The organism is Emticicia sp. (assembly GCF_049241225.1).
Lineage (GTDB): Bacteria > Bacteroidota > Bacteroidia > Cytophagales > Spirosomataceae > Emticicia.
On sequence record NZ_JBMLRC010000322.1, the window covers coordinates 34,832 to 56,850 of the forward strand.

18 protein-coding genes are annotated in these 22,019 nt (G+C 36.7%); 4 read left to right on the top strand and 14 right to left on the bottom strand.

Annotated elements, in window-relative coordinates:
* The 5 genes from ACOVO2_RS17190 to ACOVO2_RS17210 form a co-directional block, all read right to left on the bottom strand.
* A partial coding sequence (locus ACOVO2_RS17190; protein ID WP_421771164.1) for a cytochrome-c peroxidase occupies nucleotides 1-559 on the bottom strand: 559 nt, incomplete at its 3' end.
* Nucleotides 559-1,362, bottom strand: a complete 804-nt coding sequence (locus ACOVO2_RS17195) for an MbnP family protein (RefSeq protein ID WP_421771165.1) — start codon at nucleotides 1,360-1,362, stop codon at nucleotides 559-561. The genes ACOVO2_RS17195 and ACOVO2_RS17190, both read right to left, overlap by 1 nt.
* A 226-nt stretch (nucleotides 1,363-1,588) precedes the next feature.
* Nucleotides 1,589-1,996, bottom strand: coding sequence for a hypothetical protein (locus ACOVO2_RS17200; protein WP_421771166.1), 408 nt, complete (start codon nucleotides 1,994-1,996; stop codon nucleotides 1,589-1,591).
* A 44-nt stretch (nucleotides 1,997-2,040) separates the two neighbouring features.
* The gene (locus ACOVO2_RS17205; RefSeq protein ID WP_421771167.1) at nucleotides 2,041-3,078 is read right to left on the bottom strand and encodes an SMP-30/gluconolactonase/LRE family protein; all 1,038 of its coding nucleotides are present in this window, start codon (nucleotides 3,076-3,078) and stop codon (nucleotides 2,041-2,043) included.
* Between the two features lie 68 nt (nucleotides 3,079-3,146).
* A complete protein-coding gene (locus ACOVO2_RS17210; RefSeq protein ID WP_421771168.1) occupies nucleotides 3,147-4,043 on the bottom strand; it encodes a hydroxypyruvate isomerase family protein in 897 nt (298 codons plus the stop codon).
* 215 nt (nucleotides 4,044-4,258) lie between these two features.
* On the opposite strand from ACOVO2_RS17210, the gene ACOVO2_RS17215 reads away from it, so the two are divergent.
* The 3 genes from ACOVO2_RS17215 (at nucleotide 4,259) to cysM (ending at nucleotide 6,641) form a co-directional block, all read left to right on the top strand.
* The gene (locus ACOVO2_RS17215; RefSeq protein ID WP_421771169.1) at nucleotides 4,259-4,708 is read left to right on the top strand and encodes a hypothetical protein; all 450 of its coding nucleotides are present in this window, start codon (nucleotides 4,259-4,261) and stop codon (nucleotides 4,706-4,708) included.
* A 167-nt stretch (nucleotides 4,709-4,875) separates the two neighbouring features.
* Nucleotides 4,876-5,685: a serine O-acetyltransferase EpsC gene (epsC, locus tag ACOVO2_RS17220; RefSeq protein ID WP_421771170.1), complete on the top strand. Its 810-nt coding sequence runs from the start codon at nucleotides 4,876-4,878 to the stop codon at nucleotides 5,683-5,685.
* A 53-nt stretch (nucleotides 5,686-5,738) separates the two neighbouring features.
* Nucleotides 5,739-6,641 carry a cysteine synthase CysM gene (cysM, locus tag ACOVO2_RS17225; RefSeq protein ID WP_421771171.1) on the top strand — a complete coding sequence of 301 codons (903 nt, stop codon included), beginning with the start codon at nucleotides 5,739-5,741 and terminating at the stop codon, nucleotides 6,639-6,641.
* Nucleotides 6,642-6,876: 235 nt separating this feature from the next.
* Here cysM and ACOVO2_RS17230 read toward each other — a convergent pair whose 3' ends face one another.
* The 4 genes from ACOVO2_RS17230 to ACOVO2_RS17245 all read right to left on the bottom strand — a co-directional run bounded on the left by ACOVO2_RS17230 (nucleotide 6,877) and on the right by ACOVO2_RS17245 (nucleotide 13,658).
* A complete protein-coding gene (locus tag ACOVO2_RS17230) occupies nucleotides 6,877-7,350 on the bottom strand; it encodes a hypothetical protein (protein WP_421771172.1) in 474 nt (157 codons plus the stop codon).
* Between the two features lie 488 nt (nucleotides 7,351-7,838).
* The gene (locus ACOVO2_RS17235; protein ID WP_421771173.1) at nucleotides 7,839-11,129 is read right to left on the bottom strand and encodes a UvrD-helicase domain-containing protein; all 3,291 of its coding nucleotides are present in this window, start codon (nucleotides 11,127-11,129) and stop codon (nucleotides 7,839-7,841) included.
* On the bottom strand, nucleotides 11,122-11,847 hold the full coding sequence (locus ACOVO2_RS17240) for a hypothetical protein (protein WP_421771174.1): 726 nt from the start codon (nucleotides 11,845-11,847) through the stop codon (nucleotides 11,122-11,124). The genes ACOVO2_RS17235 and ACOVO2_RS17240 overlap by 8 nt, the downstream gene beginning before the upstream one ends.
* Before the next feature lie 83 nt (nucleotides 11,848-11,930).
* Nucleotides 11,931-13,658 (bottom strand): IlvD/Edd family dehydratase, encoded by a 1,728-nt coding sequence (locus tag ACOVO2_RS17245; RefSeq protein ID WP_421771175.1) that lies wholly within the window; start codon nucleotides 13,656-13,658, stop codon nucleotides 11,931-11,933.
* Nucleotides 13,659-13,941: 283 nt separating this feature from the next.
* On the opposite strand from ACOVO2_RS17245, the gene ACOVO2_RS17250 reads away from it, so the two are divergent.
* The gene (locus ACOVO2_RS17250; RefSeq protein ID WP_421771176.1) at nucleotides 13,942-15,237 is read left to right on the top strand and encodes a DUF937 domain-containing protein; all 1,296 of its coding nucleotides are present in this window, start codon (nucleotides 13,942-13,944) and stop codon (nucleotides 15,235-15,237) included.
* A 166-nt stretch (nucleotides 15,238-15,403) separates the two neighbouring features.
* On the opposite strand, the gene ACOVO2_RS17255 is transcribed toward ACOVO2_RS17250, so the two are convergent.
* The 5 genes from ACOVO2_RS17255 to ACOVO2_RS17275 all read right to left on the bottom strand — a co-directional run bounded on the left by ACOVO2_RS17255 (nucleotide 15,404) and on the right by ACOVO2_RS17275 (nucleotide 21,847).
* Nucleotides 15,404-16,528, bottom strand: coding sequence for a TlpA family protein disulfide reductase (locus tag ACOVO2_RS17255; RefSeq protein WP_421771177.1), 1,125 nt, complete (start codon nucleotides 16,526-16,528; stop codon nucleotides 15,404-15,406).
* Nucleotides 16,529-16,669: 141 nt separating this feature from the next.
* Nucleotides 16,670-17,779 (bottom strand): TlpA family protein disulfide reductase, encoded by a 1,110-nt coding sequence (locus ACOVO2_RS17260; RefSeq protein WP_421771178.1) that lies wholly within the window; start codon nucleotides 17,777-17,779, stop codon nucleotides 16,670-16,672.
* A 143-nt stretch (nucleotides 17,780-17,922) separates the two neighbouring features.
* Nucleotides 17,923-19,053, bottom strand: a complete 1,131-nt coding sequence (locus ACOVO2_RS17265) for a TlpA family protein disulfide reductase (protein ID WP_421771179.1) — start codon at nucleotides 19,051-19,053, stop codon at nucleotides 17,923-17,925.
* A gap of 253 nt (nucleotides 19,054-19,306) precedes the next feature.
* Nucleotides 19,307-20,704: an ATP-dependent protease ATPase subunit HslU gene (gene hslU / locus ACOVO2_RS17270; protein WP_421771180.1), complete on the bottom strand. Its 1,398-nt coding sequence runs from the start codon at nucleotides 20,702-20,704 to the stop codon at nucleotides 19,307-19,309.
* 54 nt (nucleotides 20,705-20,758) lie between these two features.
* Nucleotides 20,759-21,847, bottom strand: coding sequence for a hypothetical protein (locus ACOVO2_RS17275; RefSeq protein ID WP_421771181.1), 1,089 nt, complete (start codon nucleotides 21,845-21,847; stop codon nucleotides 20,759-20,761).
* Nucleotides 21,848-22,019: the final 172 nt, after the last annotated feature.

The following is a 22,019-nucleotide window of genomic DNA, read 5'->3' on the forward strand; positions in this document are numbered from 1 at the left end:
ATGCATTCATAAACTGCGAAAGTGCTTTCAAAAAACGCTCGGTTGTGATTTCTTTACTACCGTAGGCTTTCTGAAAAAGCGTAGCATATTTTTCTTTTTTACGTAGTTTTTCGAGTACATTCCCCAATTTTTCGTCCATTTCTACTGGATTTTCTATCGGTGCAATCGAAAATAAATCTAAATCAAACACACCCCCATCCCAGAAAAATTCTTTCTGAAAAGCCATATTCTGAATCGGTGGGGCATTTCTAATTCCTCTCAAATCATCAATTCCGTGACTTACATCATGCCCATGATGCGTAAAACCCGATGCTTGGCTGTGGCATTCGGCACAAGAAATTGTTCCATCTCTCGATAAATCGCCCTCATAGAACAACTCTCGGCCTAATTCAAAACCACTTTTAGTTACGGGATTTTTTGCAAAATCATAGACAGGATTTGGAAAATTAGCGGGAACGGCAAACAATTCTTCGGGTTTAGCTTCTTGGGTGATGCTCGAACAAGCAGCACCCAAGAAAACTACAAGACTGACAATAAAGACTTTAAAGTTTTTTCTCATTAGTCTTTATCGTTATGAACGTGGTCAACGATGAAACTTTGAGCATAGTTTTCGGCAATAACACCACCCGCCGCAGGAGCATGAACCATGAATGTTTTTGCAATACTAATCTGATTTTTTGCACTGAAAACTTTATTTACATCATTGATGATATGAATAGCAGGTGCAATATCTTTTCTGACAGTTGCGGCCGAAAAAGTAAAATTGAGCGTTTTAAGATTATTTGGTGTTTTGGCTGTACGCCCCCCAAAACCGCCAATATGGAATTGATATTCGGTCATGCCCATCATATTTGCAGGAATTGCCGGCGAGGTTCCTTCCATCTTGAAGAAAATATAGCCTGAGTTCCACGACCAATACATATTATCTGAGCCATACGAAGCGGGGTCGAGTACGCCAGTGCGTTGGCTCACATCAGAGATAGATTTCAAGCTATCAACACCGATTGTGTATGTGAGACCAGTATAGTTGGCAGCAGGTACATCTTTCAAAGTAATGTTCAAAGAATTAGCATCTGATTGACGCACCAAAAAATATTGGTCTGGAAATTTTACGACTTCACCATTTTCTTTTTTCAGAGCAATATTCGATACAAAATAGTTAAGTTTTGTAACTGTAAATTCCTCACCAGCAGCATTTTTCGCTTTGGTTGCACCCAAAACAAGTTTTTGGTCGCCGATACGATTATCAAACTCAAGAATCACCGAATTTTTATCATTTGGCCCGATTTCCTCCTCTTTTTGGCAAGAAATAATGGCTACAGTTGCGAAGATTGCTAAGAATAATTTAGATATATTTTTCATTTTTTAGATATAATTAAACATAAATTGATAAGCATCTGCGGTTTGTCCACAGAAGTTTGAGCGATTGACTATAAGCAACTTACAGGCAAACACCAAGAAGTAGGAACTCGCCAGAATTCCGTAAAAGAGTGTTAATAAAAATAGTTAAGCGTAAGAAAACGCATACACAAGCTCGCAAAGTCAGCTAATAACTTTGGAAGTTCGATGCAAAACGAAGAAAGGAATATCAGCCCAAACAGGGTGGACGAAAAAGAGAAGTAGTGAGCGTAGAATAGTGGCTCGTCTTGTAAGAAAAATTGTTTTGAACGCTGAGAATCACACTTTCAAAAGTCGGCGAAAACACAAAGTTTTCGTGGTGGAAGGTTTCTTCGAGAAGCTTCTTGAAACTTTGCTCTTGGCGGTCGGCTTCTTTGCTGGCTTTGTCTTCGGCTACTTTATGGAGTTGTTTGGCCAAATAACATTTACCATTACATTGCAGCTCTGGCTTAAAGCGATTTTCGCAGAGATTTTTGATGATGTATTCCTTGTTCAATTCAAAATCAAGATAAACCACAGGCACTACCAGTATGCGAACACTGGTGAGCAATAGCAGAAAAACTGCCAAGCCTCGTTTACTGTTTGATATTAAATTCATGACGCAAAGCTAAATCACGATTTTGGTTGAACCAATGAATATCATCATTTTTTTAGCGTACAAAGCAACACTTTATTTCCAAACACTGTGCCTATCAGTAGTTTATCGCCAAAAACTGCCCCCACACTCGACCCCGAAACGGGCGTGCCATCGTTGAGATAAGTACTTTCGAGGGTATAATATTCTTTAGATTGATAATTGATTTTGATGATTTCGGAAGGAGAAGGCTTGCTTCGGTCTTTTGAATGAGCCAAATAAGAAAGCAATTTTGGATGGCAGCCTACCCAAAGATTGCCGTATTCGTCAATCTCAATATTATCCGCCCCGTTGATTGTAATTTCGTCTGATTCTGTGAGTTTTCCCGTAGTCAAATCACGGTCAAAAACCCTAATTTTTCGCCCAGAAGTGGCAGCAACAAAAAGTTTTTTACCATCAAGACTGATATTGATTCCATTGGCATACAAAAAACCATCGGCTACAACTTTTGCTCTTTGCCCATCGTAATAACATACATTTCCCATGGCAATTTGCAGTAAATCTTTTTTACTTCGCCAATCTGATTTTTCTTCGTCGTGGTCGTTGGTCAAGTAAAACGTATGTTCGCCCACCGCCACAATATCATTTGGACTCACAAAGAGCGAACTCGTGATACTTTCGAGATGCACAAGCGTAGAATCAGTAAAATCAAAAACCTCTACGTAATCGCCTTTTTTTCGATGATTGATTACGAAAAGTCTTTTTGCACCCTCAAGTGTGCGATACAAACTGATACCATGTGGATGAAAGTCGAAAGTAACTTTTTCGGTAAGTTTGATTGGCTTAGGTGTATTTTCTTTGGTATTTAGCAGAAAAATCGCCCCATTTTTCGAGTCATCACTAAAATCATTTGAAGAAATAAGGGCCAGTCCGGTAGCTTTATCGAATGTTATATCTTCTGCCCCACCAAAACCATCAATCTCGGTTACAGTACCATTGAAATGAGGTTCGACAGTCGTAAAAACACCAGCGTTGTAGAGTGTTTTTCCTATAAAAACAATGATAATAGCAACTATTCCGAGAGAGATTTTTTGCCAAAGTTTCATAATTAAGTGTTAAAAGTTTACCCGTAGGCACGTCCAAATTGGACGTGCCTACAAAAATTCATTCGCAACTAAATATCACAGATATTTACACCTTGTTTCAGAGAAGCCAGTTTATCGGCACGAATCGGAATGAATTCTTGGGCAACAAAACCTTTGAAACCCGTTTCGGCAATGGCACTCATGATAGCAGGATAATAAATCTCTTGCGTTTCGTCAATCTCGTGGCGACCAGGTACACCGCCAGTGTGATAGTGAGCAATATATTTATGATTATCACGGATTCGACGAATGATGTCGCCCTCCATGATTTGCATGTGGTAAATATCGTAGAGCAACTTAAAATTATCCGAATCAATGCTTTTGCAAAGTTCAACGCCCCAATCGGTGTGGTCGCACATATAATCTGCGTGGTCAACTCGGCTATTCAGCAATTCCATCACGATTGTCACCTTTTTCTTTTCGGCATATTTCATGATTTTCTTCAAACCTCTGGCACAATTTTTCAGGCCGTCTTCATCGTTCAACTTTTTCTCACGATTTCCCGAAAAACATATCAAATTCTTGAAACCAGCTTTCGATGTTTCATCAATCAGATACTTATACCATTCTTCGAGTCCATCGTGGTTTTCTTTTTTGTTCCAGCCTTTGGTTATACCATAATCTTTGCCGATTCCCGAAACCATCGCACAAGTAAGGTCATGTTTTTTTACAGTTTCAAATTCCTCAACAGTCAATAATTCGATTGATTGCAAACCTATATTTTTTGCAGCTCGACAAAGAGCATCAAGATCGATTGAGTCGTAGCACCAACGGCAAACTGAGTGATTTATGCGTCCTTTGAGGGCTGCTCCCATGATAGTATCGGCAGCTTCGAGGCGAGAAGCAACTGCTCCAGTAAGGGCTACAGCGGCAGCTCCCTCTACGATTTTTTTCATAGCTTTTCGGCGTGAATTGTTGTTTTCCATCAATATACTTTTTCTTCCCTAATGGGTATTTTTTAAAAAATTTAATTGAATTTAATAGATGGGCAATTTAAGCCAAAAAAATTGATTATAAATAATTTGTATCGAAAATAGCACCAAAATATAATAAAAAAATCAGTTGAACGTATAATGTCTGTGAAAGTTTACAAGGTGTAAATTCTGAACACAATACCCAAAACAATTTAGCACAAACAACAATGAAAAACACCCCAAGAATTTTAGTTTTGTTAGTACTGACACTCTTCGTGAGTTCATGTTTCAAAAAACTTAAAGAAGAAATTGTTCCTTCGGGTTCGGCAACACTAATTGCCAACGGAACGAACGTGAATTTAGGAACCCCAACGGCCGTAACGCTGCTCGGAGTAGTGACCATCGAGGCCAATAAAGACAAAAGCGGCTATACGATTCTACTCAATAAAGCTGATATAAAGGCAGGAAAAATCTATGACTTGAAAAGCTCGACGGGCGTATTTACTTTCCAGCACGATGGCACTTTTTATTCGCCAAGCACTGGCACTTTAGAAATTACGAAGTTTACTGATAATAAATTAGTAGAAGGAAAATTTAGTTTCGACGGAAATGCGATTGGAACTTCGGGTAAAAAAATGACTGCCAGCGGCACTTTTAGTGTAAATATAATTCTGTAAAATAGCATTTTTGATTCATAAAAGACACTGCTCAGCCATTGCAGTGTCTTTTATTTTGAGCAAATTTGTATGTCAAAAAGTTGCATTCGTCAAATAAATTTGTTGGGGTGTTGAACGGTGGTATAATTTTAGGTGTTATCTTTCTAACAATTTTAAAGAAGAGTCTCATGAACAAAGAATTTTTCCAACATATCTTCGACAAACACCAGCAAGCCGAACCAGTGCCACCAACCAAAGAAATTGCGGCTTGGGCATTACGCATTATTCGGTTGTTGTTTCCTGAGCAAACCAAAGAGTATTTCCGCTCAGAAGAAGAAATTGAGATTCAATTTAAAAACCTCGAATTGGAGTTACGAAATATTCTGATTTCGACCTACCAATGTAAAAGTTGTAATCCAGAAAACGAAGCAAACGCTTTTTTTGCGAGTATTCCAGAAATATATCGAACACTAAAGACTGATATTCAGGCGATTATCGAAGGTGACCCCGCAGCCAAAAGTGAATTTGAGGTGGTGCGTGCTTACCCGGGTTTTTATGCCATTACGTTTTACAGAATTGCCCACGAATTGCACAAATTAGAGATTCCACTTCTGCCAAGAATCTTGACTGAATATGCCCACTCAAAAACAGGAATTGATATTCATCCTGCCGCTCAAATCGACGAATATTTTTTCATTGACCACGGCACAGGAATTGTTATCGGTGAAAGCTGTATCATTGGCAAGCACGTAAAACTTTATCAAGGCGTTACGCTCGGAGCATTGAGTGTAGAGAAAACACTGGCCAATACCAAACGCCACCCAACAGTAGAAAACAATGTAGTGATTTATTCGGGAGCGACAATTTTGGGCGGAAACACCGTCATTGGCGAACACTCAATTATCGGCGGAAACGTTTGGCTCACGAAGTCAGTACCTTCATACTCAACGGTTTATCACAAACCGGAAATTAAGGTTGTGGAACGTGTAATGGAATAAAAATCAATTGTGAATGATAGCATGAGTGAATGATAGAATAAAATTATTCATTCATGCTATCATTCACTCATTCACTCATTAATATTATGACTATCATTGACCTCGTAGGAAATACACCACTTGTAGAATTAACAAAACTCAATCCGAATCCCAACGTAAAGATATACGGCAAACTCGAAGGCAATAACCCTGCGGGAAGTGTGAAAGACCGCCCCGCTCTGAATATGATTAGAAGTGCGGTTGAGCGTGGCGATATTAAAAAAGGCATGAAACTCATTGAGGCAACAAGTGGAAATACTGGAATTGCCTTGGCAATGATTGCCCGACTGTTTGATTTAGAAATTGAGTTGATAATGCCTGCCAACTCTACTCGTGAGCGAACGCTTACGATGGAAGCATTCGGAGCAAAAGTTGTACTACTCGAAAATATCGAAAAATGCCGAGATTACGCCGAAGCACAAGCCAAAACTGGCCAGTATTTTATGCTCGACCAATTTGCTAATCCTGACAATTATTTAGCTCATTATAAATCGACTGGCCCCGAAATTTGGCGAGATACCGACCAAAAAGTAACGCACTTTGTGAGTTCGATGGGAACAACTGGTACGATTATGGGAACTTCGATGTTTTTGAAAGAAGTAAATCCAGCCATTCAGATTGTGGGTTGTCAGCCAACCGAAGGTTCGTCGATTCCGGGAATTAGACGCTGGCCAACAGAATACCTACCAAAGATTTTCGACCCAAGTCGAGTAGATAGAGTAATGGATATTGCCGAAGCCGAAGCCACCGAAATGGCACAAAAACTGGCCAAAACCGAGGGGATTTTTTCGGGAATGAGTTCGGGTGGAGCAGCAGCAGCAGCCATCAGATTAGCCCAAGAGTTAGAATCGGGCGTAATTGTCTTCATCTGCTGCGACCGTGGCGATAGATATTTATCAAGTAATTTGTTTGGGTAAAAATAAGTATTGAAATAAATCCCGAAGGGATGATATGACTTTAGAATACAAAACATCCTTATAATTAAAAATCCCGAGTCGGACAGCCGAAGCGAGGATGGCATTATTAAGATTAGAATAATACCATCCCGTCGGGATTTTATAATTTTTATCAATATTGAGCTATAATCCTTCCACCCCGTTGGGGTTCTTATTCAGATTAAGTCGTTACATCCATAAAAAATTTTATTCTAATTTACTGACATTTCACCTTCACCAAAGTCTCCGAAACCGTAGCTTTTGCGGGGTCTTTCATTTTTAGTTTACCGTTTTTGTCTTCTGTCAGTTCTCCGCTCATCACGAGTAGTTTATCGCCATCTATTCTCAAAATTCTTTCTTCAACTTGGTTGCTGCCTTCAATCACGTAATCGTAATCAACAATTAAGTCATTGCCTACTTTTTTACCTTTTAGTGTGCCAGTTGCACTATCTTTTTCCCATATAAGTTCACTCATTTCACCCGTTACCGAGTCGCCTTTCATTACCAATTTTACTGATGTTACGTCTTTCTTAAATCTGAATTCATAGCACAGCGTTTCTTCTGTAATTGGTTTGGTAGCGGTAGCAACAGTATCGGTACTTACAGTAACTGAATCAGCATTTGTAGTTTCAGTTTTCTTCGATTGGCAAGCGGCCAATGCTACAAATAATAGGAAATAGATTTTTTTCATGATTGGTTTGAGTTGAAAAATTGATAGTTTTTTTTACAAAAATAAAATTTTTATCGAATCTTTTTCAACTTTTGAGTAATAGAATGTATGCAACCGATAAATCTATAAAACGCTAAGTAGCTATATATAAGTCCATTAATTCTCTGTAAAATCATTGACTTAGGCCCAAAACATAGTCTATCCAAACATTGGGTTGAAACAAATTAGATTAATACAAAAGAACAAAAACTACTAAACATTAATAATGACATAACACAAAACCATCGGCTCGATTCATTTTATAGCCATCGTTTTTAATCGACGGTCGTTTAGATTAAGACAAATTAAGTTTCATTCGGAACAATACATTTAGTAATTGTTAGGTATCATTCCACATTTCATCGTAGCTTGTAAAAAACACTGACCCATTGTTTGTTTTGGTTCTTGCCATTTGTTTACATTATTTCGTGTAAACCTATGTCAGGACAAAACACACGTTTAGCCTTCAATTACGCCACCCGCACAACCTCATTTGTTTCTAAATAAACCAGCATCAGTTCTATATTCTCATAGCCCATTTGGCGGTAAAGTTTTCCATAATTACGCACTTGTCGGGCGTTGCGTTCGTGTTTATTTTGGTCTTTGCTTGTGCCTGTTTTATAGTCAATGATATGCACAATTCCGTCTTTCACTACTACTCGGTCGGGGCATTGGGCATCTGCTCCATTGAGCAATATTTCTCGCTGGTTATCCACTTGCAAGCCTTCTTCAAAAAGTGCTTTGAGTTCGGGCAATGCAATAATTTTTTCAACCGATTCTATGATTTCATCGCTTTCCTTCGGGCTGATAACTCCCTCATATTCAAGCAATTGAATCGCTTTCTGAATGTCTTTTCGAGATTTTATCTTTACAAATGCTTCATGTAGTTTATTTACTCGGTCTTTGGTTTTATCAAGCGTTTCGGGGTCAAAAATTTTCTCAGAAATGCGTCGTAAACGCAGCTTATCACTGCGGTCTTCGCTGATCACTTTTGGCAAGAAAATCGTTTCTGGCTCTTCGGGTTTGGGTTTCTCTTTTTTTATGAAACGCCCTTGACTGATTTCGTAAACATTTTGGTCGGGTTGGTATAATCCCTCCGACTGTAAAAAACCAAGCATCAATCCGCCCACTCCTTGCACTCGTTGGTGATGATTTTTGCCCGAAATTACAAAAAGTTTATCGACCGCTCTGGTAAACGCCACATAAAGCATATTGAGATTTTCGAGAAAAATCGCCTCAAATTCTTTAACATATTGTCCACCCAAATGAGTCATTGTCATCTTACTGTTTATCTTCACAGGAGCCGACAGAAGCTTTTTGGTTTCGCCCTCTTTTTCGATGCTAAGTTCCTCGTAGTCAAGTATTTCTAAATTGGCCCACAATTCTGAATAATTATTGGGTTCGGTTTCCCACTGTGCATACGGAATAATAACGACCGGGTACTCAAGTCCTTTTGAGCGGTGAACGGTTGTGATAGTAATAGCATCTTGCTCGGCAGGAGATTTGACCGAAAGTGCCGAACTATCTTTTTTCTCATCCCAAAACTTCAGGAAATCTTGTAAATGATTACTTTCTTTCAAGCTATAATTCAGCACTACATCCAAGAATCTGAAAAGATAAGATTTGCGGTCGGTGCGTTCGAAAAGTTGGAAAACATGAATAATTTTTTCGGCCAATTCGTAAATACCAGCTTTGTTGAGATTGATTGAATCGAGGGTAAAACCATGCTGGGCAAAAAGCAGATAAAAATCGGCAATTTGAGCAGCATCTACCGCCTCGGCAATCAGATCATTGGCCTTATTATCAGGTATTTGTCCGAGAATTGTCTGATAAAACAAATACGCCACCTCAGACTTTGCCAGACGATTATCGGGTTGATTAACCACTCGCATAAAAGCCACCAAAAGCCTAACGATTGGCGAGTTTTTGAGCAAAAGCGAATCACGAGAAATAATTTTATAATTGGCTTCGGTCAAGAAATTAGCGATTTCGGCCGATTCTTTGTTTTTCCGACATAAAATTGCAATATCGCCCATCGAATAGCCTTCATCAAGCACTTGCTGAATTAACTCAACCGTGCGGCCCAGCATCAGATTTTCGCCTTTTACGTAATCTAAAAATTCAATCTGAACATGGCCACCAGTTTTAGCATTTTCGGGCGTTTTTTGAAAAAAATCAGCGTAAACTTCTTTCAAAAACGGAAAAATATTTTCGTATTCTCGCATGGCTGATGCAAAAAAACGATTGTTAAAATCAATCACTTCTTGGCTGCTGCGGTAATTTGTGGTCAGGTTTTGCGGACTAATATAATTGGAAACTGTCAGGAATTGCTCAATCTGAAAGTCTTGCATGAGCGGATTTTCCAATAACTTTTCAATTTTATTATTGAATAAATGCACAATTAGGTCCATTTTTCCGCCACGCCAGCGATAAATTGCCTGCTTGGCATCGCCCACGATTAGATTGAAGTGATTATTGGCCAGAGAGTTTTCGATGAGCGGTAGCAAATTATAGAATTGCATATCCGAAGTATCCTGAAACTCATCGACCAACAAATGATTGTATCGTTCGCCGATGCGTTCGTAAATAAACGGTACGGGTTCGGATAAAATAATTTGCAGTATTTTACGGTTAAATTCTGATATAAAAACTTGGTTTTTATCTTCTAAAACAGTATCAAATTCGGCCTTGATTTTCTTCAAAAGCGAGAGCTTCCGAAGGTTTGGTTTAATCATCGAAAACAAGGCGTATTTTGGCAAATGCTGAGCTTTAAATTCTTGCAATTCATTAAAAATTGCGGTTAAATCTTCCTTAATTGAATCAATGGCTACTTTTATTGGTGTTGGGGTTTTGGCACTATACCATTTATCTTCGTTGATGGCTGCCCATTGATACGAATTCGGAGATTTATCTCTTTTTCTGAAATACTCATCTTCAAAATCATCACGCATATTATAAAAATAGCCACCAATTCCTTTGGCTTTTTGCGTAAAATCATCGACACTAAGTCCTTGATTTTCAATAAATTGAATAGCTTTTTCGGCCATTGTTTTGATGGCGTCTTCGACCCATTGCAGATAAGTATAGATGTTATTTGAAATAAGCCAAAAATCTTTTGGGTCGAGCGTATCGAGTTTGATAAGCGACGAATAGAATTGGTCATTGATGAGGTGATTTCCGAAATCGGCCAGTTCTTCGGTTACGAAATTCCATGTTTTTCCATCAGATACCTTTTCTTCAACAAAATGCTCCAAAATTCGGGTCACATCTTGGTGTTCGTCGAGGCCAGCTTTCTCAATTAAACGCTCAACGGCCTCTGTCATTACAGTTTTTGAATCAAGTACGATTTCGTAATTGTAGGGCAAACCCAAATCTTCGGTAAAGGCATTGACCAATTGATTAACAAAACTATCAATTGTTTTTACGGCGAAATCGGAGTATTCTTGTATAATGTGTTTGAAAACCTCGGCCGCACGATATTGAAGGGTTTCGTTGGGTAGTTTTAGTTCGTTGGCAATTTCAAGAAACATGCCCCAAAACCTCGATTTTTCATTAAAATTTTGAGTATCGGATATCTCTTTCAATGCTGCCAAGATTCGCTCCTTCATTTCAGAAGCAGCATCATTGGTAAAAGTTATCGCTAAAATACGTTTATAATAATAAGCTTTATCGCTACCTAGTGCAAGTTTGAGATATTCGCGGGTGAGGGTGTAGGTTTTTCCTGACCCTGCCGACGAACTATAAATATTAAATTTAGACATCTGCTGCAACTTTATTTGAACTCAAATTTTTAATACTACATTGGGCTATACCATAGATAAACATACATTTCGAGGCAACTGCTATTATCCTAATTACAGGATATGCCCAAAAAAGCTTTTCTAAAAATGTGTGGTAAGCATTCATGATATTGGCCATAACCAGCAAAGAAAATCCAAAGATAACATACATACGTCGTTTATCGGTCAAGGGAATGAAAACTGCCAAAATACCCGTGTATGAGAAGATTATAACATAGATAAAAACTATAATCGAATAAATTCTTGTAAGGGATTCGTATAAGCTAAAAAAATAAAAAAGTAAAGGAAAGAATAAAAAAGCAGGAATGATTTTCTTAAAATTATTATCTGAATCTTGGAAACAAATTTTAGCTCCCAATTGATGAAAGTAATATATCCAGATAATGAAGATAGATATGTTCACGCCGAGATTTACAATAATAGCCTGTGGTTCGGGTATTAAATAAGTAGAAAGTGAAACTAGAATTGGCAAAAGCAGACTTAGAGTAAAAAATTTTTGCCGAAATCTAAATTCGTAGCTTTGTAATTTATAGAACCATATCCCCATCAAAATGCACGATATGATTCTTAAATTATTACTCCATAGTGCAGCCTGTTGTTCATCAACTAAATCGTAAGCATAACACTCTCCTATTAGAGCAACCGAAATTGCACTAACATATAGTATATTGAAATTCATAGATAGATTCGTTGATCACCTTATTGAAAAAGGTGCTCTTCGAATTTGAAAAGCACCTAAAGTATTTCGTCGTTTGAGCAATATTAGTGCGATTCTCGCTTTACTTCGTGGCCAGATTTTCCGACTAAAAAGTCTAAATCAGCCCCTTTATCGGCCTGCATAACTGTGTTGATATACATCTGAGTATAACCACGGTCATACCCTAAATCAATCGGAGTCCAGTTTTTGCGGCGTTCGGCCAGTTCTTCGTCAGATACGTGTAAATGAATCTTACGATTAGGCACATCTACTTCAATTTCATCGCCATTTTGCACCAATCCGAGCGTTCCACCAACTGCCGACTCAGGTGATGCGTGTAGAAATACCGTTCCGTAGGCCGTTCCACTCATACGAGCATCTGAGATACGCACCATGTCCGTAATTCCTTTTTCGAGCAATTTCTTTGGTAACTGCATATTCCCTACTTCGGGCATTCCTGGGTAGCCTTTTGGGCCAACGTTTTTCAGAACCATCACCGAAGTCTCGTCGATTTCAAGATTTGGGTCATCAATTCGAGCATGATAATCTTCAATTGTTTCAAAAACCACTGCTTTACCACGGTGCTGCATGAGGTGCGGCGATGCAGCCGAAGGCTTGATAACGGCTCCGTTTTCGCAAAGATTTCCTTTCACCACCGCAATTCCTCCTTCGTGTAAAATCGGTTTATCTACTCTGGCAATCACGTCTTCATTCCATATTTTTGCTCCTTTCGAGTTTTCTACCAAACTTTTACCATTTACTGTAATAGCATCACGGTGCAAGTGTTTTTCCATTTCTTTGATTACGGCAGGCAAACCACCCGCATAATAAAAGTCTTCCATGAGGTATTTGCCCGATGGCATCAAGTTCAATAGAAATGGCATTTTACTACCTATTTTATCAAAATCTTCGAGGTTTACATCAACTCCGATACGCCCAGCGATTGCCAATAAGTGAAGCACCAAGTTGGTTGAACCACCCACTGCGGCATTCATCATGATGGCGTTCTCGAAGGCTTCACGAGTAAGCACTTTTGAAAGTGTCAGATTCTCACGTGCCATTTCTACGGCTCGCATACCAGACATGTGAGCTAATACTTTTTTGCGAGAGTCGGCTGCTGGAATAGCCGATGCCCCAGGTAATGTAAGCCCCAACGATTCAACCATTACGGCCATTGTAGAGGCCGTTCCCATTGTAGAGCAATGCCCGATACTTCGGCTCATACATGATTCGGCTTCTTCAAATTCTTCGGGGGTCATTTTGCCAGTTTTCAAGTCATCGGCAAAACGCCAAACATCAGTACCAGAACCGATGGCTTTTCCTTGAAAACGTCCATTAAGCATCGGTCCACCCGGTACAACAATCGTTGGAAGGTCACAGCTGGCAGCACCCATCACGAGCGAAGGGGTTGTTTTATCACAACCTGTAAGTAATACAATCGCATCGAACGGATTTCCTCTGATACTTTCTTCAACGGTCATGGCAGCCAAATTTCGGTAGAGCATGGCAGTTGGTCGAATGATAGTTTCACCCAACGACATCACCGGAAATTCTAACGGAAAGCCACCTGCTTCATATACTCCATTTTTTACTACTTGAGCCAATTCTCTAAAATGCCCGTTACAAGGCGTGACCTCTGACCATGTATTACAAATACCAATAACTGGTTTTCCTTTAAATTGATGAGCAGGGTAGCCCTGATTTTTTATCCAACTTCGGTAGATAAATCCGTCTTTTCCTTCTTTTCCAAACCAATCTTGGCTACGTAAATTTTCGTTTTCTTGCTTAGGCATAATTTATGGTACAATTTTATCAGTCAACTAATGATTGACTCTGGTCGATAGATATATTTATATTGTGTTTTTTTATAATTGATTTCTAAGTTATTAATTGACTATCAAATATTTACGCAATTTACCTATCTACTTAGTGAGTGAAAAATAAATTTACTAAAATAGGAATATCAATAAAAAGGTGTGAAATTTCTATCAAAAATCCGTACTTTTGTGTTGTTTTGCACCAAATTATAAATTTTGCAGGAAACAATTGCCAATTATTTAAAATAAAAATAAACTTATGAACTTATTTGATACGTTGAACGAGGCTCTGACTGATGAAGTGGTATCAAAGATTGCCAAACTTTCTGAAGAAGAGCCAGAAAAAACACGAAAAGCGTTAGACGGTATTTTTTATACATTAGTAGCGGGGTTGGTTCGTCGTACGAGTAGTATGATGAGTGTGAGTATGCTTTTCAATCAAATTCAAAAGGGCAATCAAGGTGGCGAGCTAATTGGAGATGTGATGTCTTATCTGAATAAAAAAGATAAACTCGATAATATCTTGAAAGTTGGCGATGGCCTTATCAGTCAAATTTTCCCTGCATATAAAAGTCCGTTGGTGAGCATGATTGGTATCTACGCAGGTATCAAGAAAAATTCTTCGACGATGTATTCGAGCCTTGCTGCACCTTTGCTCATTGATGCAGTTAGTAAAGAAATCGACACAAACAAATTAGATGTTGATGGTTTGATTACGTTTTTGAGCGATCACCACGAACCACTCTTCAAGCTGGTACCCGAAGATTTATTAGAAAAGATGATTCCGCAATTAGGTTTGCAGGAATTACTTTCACCTAAATTTGTTACGGCCAAGAAAGCAGTATCGGGCAAGCCAGTTTCTTCTATCAAAGGAAAAAACACAGTCTCAACTGACGATACATCTGCCTCTAAAGGCGTTGCTCCAGCAAGCTACGAAGAAGAAGAAACAAGTAGCTCTCCTGTTCCGATTAAAACATTATTGATTGGTTTACTCGGTGTAGCGGCCATTGCAGGTGGAATTTATTGGTATATGAATTTTTACAAACCATCGCAATCGGAGAATACGGGCGAAGAATTGGTGGTTGATTCTACGGCCATTCAGCCTGACACAATTACTAAACCAATCGTTGATTCTGTATCGATAAAAGACACAGCTAAAGTAGCTGCTACTACACCATCATTAACTACAACCGAACAATATAGTACGTTTGGAGAAGGTTTGAATGCGTATTTAGCTGATAAATCAAAACCAGTTGGACAGATTTTCCCGATGGCAAATGTAGCTTTTGTGAAAGGTTCGCAGGCACTTGATTCTGAATCAGATTTGATTATTGATGAATTGGCCGATTTGATGACCAAATATCCAAAGATGCAGATTCAGCTACAAGGACACTCTAATAATGCAGTGGGTATGGACAACAAAACAATGGCTGTAAAAAGAGCATTTGCCATCAAAAAGAAATTACTTAGCAAAGGAATCGTAGAGACAAGAATTGACGCAATTGGTGTAAATGGTGCAAGTAATGGTGCTGATATTAAGGTAGTATCGAAATAAGATTATTTACAGATAACAATAAAAGCGTGAAGGGAGACTTTCACGCTTTTATTGTAAATGATGAGGAGCCAGAGGAATAGAAAAAGTATCGTAACGTAGGGCATTCATATACCTAAAACATAAAACTATACAACAGAATTATATAAGACTCTGATAGACCAAAAACTTATAACCGCTCCACCAGTATCTTCGTTAAATTTTCAAGAGAACTATCTTTTTCTTCTTGCATTTTATAAATCAATATACCATTTTTATCTATCAAAAAAAGTTCAGGAATTCCATTAATTCCGTACTTTTTTGATACTTCATCAGTTAGATATGCATGTATCCAAGGCATATTGAATTTCTTTAGTGCTTTTAAATAAGCATTTTCATTGGTATCACTAGAAAGAGAAATTATCTCCAATTTACTTTCAGGATATTGCTCTCTAATTTTCTGAATCACTGGAATTTCTTGAATACAAGGACCACACCAAGAGGCCCAAAAAACTAACAAGACAAATTTATTTCTGTATTTCTCTAATGAAATTGGTTGGTTTTTTATATCTTTCAATAAAAATGTAGGTGCTCCCGAATTTTTAGTTAACCTTTTTCCGTAGAGATATCTTATCACCTGTTCACCTTCCAAACTCATTTTAAGACTATCAGAAAAAGTGGTATCAAATAGATTTATAAGCGTATCGGGTGAGACTCCGAGAAATACCATTCTTCTTCTAAATAAGGAAAAAGCGTAATAAGAATTAGCATTACTTCTAATGAAATCTAATTGCTTATCTATATACTTCTTTCTTAGACTAGATTGAATAGCGTTTAGTGAATCATTAATTTTCTTTCCTCTGTATTGTTGTCTGAAGTTTTCAAAATTGTTGTATTCATCGGCGATGTATGAGTTGAATTTATTCTCTCCCGCTTCTTCAATTGATTGAATATTACTCATTTCATCAACTCTAAGCTTATTTGTTTCCTTCGTATCAAACTTAAATTTTATCTCTGCATTATTCCCCAAAATAAAGAAGCCCATATTTGGATAATCTTCAGTTCTGGTTGTATATTGAACCGATAGGTACACATATTTGGCGTATGACAAACCCGTGATATTTACTTGTTTACTATTTATTTGTGTAGGAACATCAATTATTACTTTCTCTATTCCATTATCATAATAAATATAAGTATTTTCAGCATCAAGATTTGCGGGAAATTGAATTTTTACAGAAAACTGTTTTTGAGCAATAGCTATAACAGAAGTTAAATGCACCAAAAGAATAATTCTCTTGAGAAATAGTGACATAGCAGTTGAATATTAATTAATTTGAATATTAAACCTAATTTCCTACACAGGTTATTGTGGCAAATCTTATGTTATAGTAAAGTTTCTGTAATCGACCTGTATTGTTTTTATACTATAATTGCAAACATTAGAAAAAACAACTTACAGTTTTTCCTTTAAAATTGCTTCAAGAATTGGTAATTTGGGCGTAAAATCTTTTTCTTCTTCTCTTTTATAAATTATTTTTCCTGTTTTATCTATTAAATATATCTCTGGAATACCAATAACTCCATATTTCTTCACCAAATCTTTATCACCATAAATGTGTTTCCAATTCATATTGTATTTTTTAATAGCTTCTGAAAACTGTGTTAAATTATCATCAAGCGTGACAGAAATAATTTCAAATTTATCCGTAGAATACTTTTCCCTCATTAAACTAATAGTCGGTATTTCTTCCACGCAAGGACCACACCAAGAAGCCCAAAAAGCAAGTAGTATAAACTTATTCTTATATTTTTCTAATGAAATTGTTTTGCCTGATATATCTTTTGCTATGAAGACTGGAGCCTGTGATTTTTTTTTTAGATTTCTCCCCGTTAATATTTTTGTAATTTCAGTTCCCTCCTGACTATTTATGAAATCAACTGGAAAAACTGTTTTATATATTTTTATTAAAGTATCGACACTTGTATCTGCAAAAACAGCTTCTTTTCTAAATAGCCAAAAGGAATAATATGAATTTCCATTGTTTTTTATGAATTCTAATTTCTTATTGCTTAGAGTTTTTCCTTTTGCATAAGCAATTTTAGCCAAAGAATCATTCATATTGGTATTGTTCCGTAAAATGAACTCAAAGAAATCTTTATCTTCGATTGCAACAAACTTATTAAAATCACTCGCTCCCATTTGCATAATATCATACACATTTTCAGCCTTATCACATCTTAGTGTTTCCTTCTCAGTTACAAGACTTAAAAATGCAGGCTTACTTGCCACCCAAAACGTATTATGGTATGTTAAGGTATCACTCGAATAATCAATAACAATATCTGCGTATTTCGAATAATACTTACCTGAAAGGACTATTTGATTTCCTCTAAATTTAGGTTGGATGTTGATTTCTTCTTTCCCATTATCGTAAAGTATTTTTATTCTACTATTATCAATATTTTCTGGGAATTGAATTTTTACAGAAAACTGTTTTTGAGCAATAGCTATAACAGAAGTTAAATGCAGCAAAACAATAATTCTTTTAAAGAATAGTGACATAACAATTGAATATTAATTGATTTGAGTAAAGTACTACACTCAATTTCCTATATAGGTTATTGTTACAAATCCTGTGTTTTTGTAGAGTTGCTTTGCCCGATTTGTTTTTTTTAAATGTAATTCCAACCATTGGTAAAAACAACTTACAGTTTTTTCTTTAAAATTGCTTCAAGAACTGGTAATTCAGACTTAAAATCTTTTTCTTCTTCTCGTGAATAAGCTATTTTTCCTGTGTTATCAATTAGAAATACTTGCGGAATTCCAAGTACACCGAAACTCTTTATTACGTTTTTATCTCCATAAACATGACTCCAGCTTAAATCATATTTCTTTACTGCTTCAATAAATTTAGTTGAGTCTTCATCAAGCGTTACATAAATTATTTTTAAATCATCAGCCTGATAAAGTTTATACAATTCCTTAATTTTAGGAATTTCGGCTATACATGGCTTGCACCAAGATGCCCAAAAAACTAATAGCGTATATTTTTTATTGATGAGAGTTATCTTCTCTTTTGAAAAGTAATCTAAGCTTTCAATAACAGGAACTTGAGAGTTTTTCTTTAAAGTTTTTCCTTTTAAAAACTTAATCAACTCTTTACCTTCAAAACTTTCTTTGTAAGCTTTTGGAAACGCCTTATCAAAAATTGATACTAGTGTATCTGGGCTTATTGCTGTGAGAGTAGCAGTATGCCTTCTGAAATAATCGAAAGCATAATATTGTCGTCCATTTTCTCTGATGAATGTAATGTCTTTATTGTTTAGATTCATGAATATTCTATTGAAAACACTATCTAAGGAATCGGTGTACTTTCCTTTGAAATTTTCACTAAAATATTTCTCGTAAAAATCTTTATATGCTGCATATTCCGTACGGACAAAATTTTGATGAGTTTGTCCTACCACACGGAGGTCTTGTACATTTTTTAAGGTATGTTTTCTAAAGATATTCTGCGAAGAATTTGTTTCTGTAAATGAAATTGATGCGGCTGTACCCTCAACCCAAAAATAATTCCAGTTTATAAAATTATCTTTCAGCTCATCATAAATCCAAAGTGTTAAGTACTTTGAATAGTAAATTCCCGAGATAGTAGCTTGATTATCGACGAATTTTGGGTCGGCACCTATTCGTTCTTGACCATTATCATATCCAATTTTCACATTTTCAATGTTGATGTTTTTCGGGAATTGTATTTTAACACGGAAAGGCTTCTGTGCTTGAGCAACAAATGAAAAAAGTAAGAAAAAACACAAATACTTCAATATGCTATTCATTTTGTGAATTTAGTAGTTAAATCAGAAATAAAACTATTACTAAAACAAAAAACCAATTATATATTTTTTCGTTTTATGAGTGAAAATAAAAACAATCTACCTAAATTATTCGGAATGAAGTCTTTAAAATTGACACTCTTTTTAATTATAACTAATCCGTTCAGCTTTTATTATCTTGCACTATACAATAAAAGCGTGAAAGTCTCCCTTCACGCTTTTTTGTATTTAACCGATGTGCAACTTCGTTCCACAATTATAAAATATACTGGCTTAAATCTCGGTTTTTGACCAATCCTGAGAGGCGGAGAGCAACCAGTTCTTTGGTGATGGTAATGGTTGAATCCATGACAATGTTATCAGGCACATCAAACATAATTTCGTTGAGCAGATGGCTCATAACCGTCTGTAATCTTCTTGCTCCAATGTTTTCAACTTCGCTGTTGGCTTCAAACGCAATCCTTGCTAATTCACGGAGGGCTTCGTCATCAAAAAGTAGCGTTACACCTTCTGCTTCGAGCATGGCAATGTATTGTTTTGTAAGGGCATTTTTAGGTGCTTTCAGAATCTGATAGAAATTATCTTCGGTCAGACTTTCTAACTCAACTCTAATTGGAAAACGGCCTTGTAATTCGGGAATCAAATCAGAAGGTTTTGAAACGTGAAATGCCCCAGCGGCTACGAATAAAATGTGGTCGGTTTTTACGGTTCCGTGCTTGGTATTTACGGCACTTCCCTCAACAATCGGAAGCAAATCTCGTTGAACCCCCTCACGGCTTACGTCAGCTCCCCCACCCGATTTTGATCCACTATTGGCTATTTTATCAATTTCATCAATAAAAATAATTCCCAAATTCTCAGCTTTCCAGATAGCTTCTTCTTTTACTTCGTCCATGTCGATGAGTTTTGAGGCTTCTTCTTCTAACAAAACTTTTCGGGCTTCGGCAATCGTTAATTTGCGTTTTTTTCCTCTTTTTGGCATCATTCCGCCCAACATCTCCTGAATATTGAGCATCGACATATCATCAATTGGGCCACCCATTACTCCGATGTTGGGCATTCCTCCTGTTTGCACATCAATTTCTACTTTACGGTGGTCAAGCTCGCCATTACGTAGCTTTACACGGAAAGCCTCACGGGTTTTTTCGTTCAATAAAGATTCGGTATAATCTTCTATTTCTTTTTTTTGTTCTTCAATCACGAAGCCAGTGTCTTTTTGGTCTTTCACGGGCGGAATCAGAATATCAAGAAGTTGGTCTTCAACAAGCTCCAATGCTTTAGCCTTTACGGTTTCCTTTTTGGCCAGTTTTACCATATTAACCGACTGCTCAACCAAATCACGTACCATACTTTCGCAGTCACGACCTACGTAGCCAACTTCGGTAAATTTTGAGGCTTCAACTTTTACGAACGGAGCATCAGCAATTTTGGCTAATCGGCGAGCGATTTCGGTTTTACCAACACCAGTCGAGCCAATCATCAAGATATTATTCGGAATGATTTCGGATACCATATCGGCGGCAGCATTCATTCTTCTCCAACGGTTTCGGAGAGCAATCGCCACATTTCGTTTGGCTTCTCTTTGGCCGATTATATATTTATCGAGTTCGTTTACGATTTGTTGTGGTGTAAGGTTTTCTATTTTTTTCGACATTCTGTATTGAATATTTTCTTTAAATAATGATGTCGTAAATTTAGTCAAATATTATTATAATCGATAAACTTTAATGTAATCGACATCAATTGCTGAGTCGGTAGGCAAATGAATTAAGCAATTCCAAGCATCATTAGGAGCTGTTGATACTGCATTTCCTTTAAATATTAACTTTCCATTTATCCATACATTTACATTTGAGTTTTCATAACGCACCGAAATTATGTTATAATCCCCAGCACTATTAGCGTTTACGATAGCATAAAAATAGCCAGAAATAGCATTAATTAATGTTGCTCCAGGTATTTTAATTCCAAATAAATATCTATTTTCATCCAAGTTATTTTGTTCCCAAATAAGAGATGCACCTTTATTACCTTTATTTCTAAAACGGTAAGTAACTTCATAATTATTCAGTATCGTAGGTGTAAAATTTGTCAGAAAACTCCCGATTCCATAGGCATATTCAGTTGATGTAGAAGTATTTTTAATACTCATATTTCCGTCGGAAAAATCAAAAGAAATGTTAGTATTAGAACTTAAATTCGGAGCTAATTGTATAGCTTTATCAAAATTTTGCTCATAAATTAATGTTTTAGGAGAGGTACTCTCTGGTGTATTTATCAATTCAGAATTAGCCCATTCAGGAGTTGGAGTTGAAGGAGTAAATAACTCATCAAGATAATATTTCTTACGGAAACCTTGATAAATCGGCAATGATTTAAAGTTACTATCATCTATGGAAGCCATTAATGACTGAGCCTCATTATTCCCTAATACCGTTGATTTATGTATTCTTTTTAGTAATAAATGCCCTAATTCGTGCAGAATTAAAGATTCTCGCCCCAATTCACTTGAAGTTTCCCATAGGTTTTTATTGATATTAATGGTTCGTGTAGTTGGAATACTCAATCCTCCATATTCTTTTCCATTTAAAAGTGTGCTTCCAAATTGTACGGTGATACCATCATCAGCCAGATTAAATTCAATATTCCTTTTTTGGGCTTCAGCTAAAAAAATATCAACGTATTTCTGGAATGCAACATCAATAATAATGGGTTTTGGTTCTTTAGATTTAGAACAACCCACAAGAAATAACAAAATAAAAATAACATTTAAACGATAGATGTAAAATTGTGACATAAATTGATGAATATGGTTTTAGTTGAATAGGAATAAACTATTTTTGAATAACTGATTACTGTATAAATGTAAATTAAATCCAATTGGTTGTACTCAATAAAAAAACTTTTAGACTCAAAAAAAACAGCAACCACAAATGTAGTTGCTGTTTCTGATAAATAAAACCTCAGTT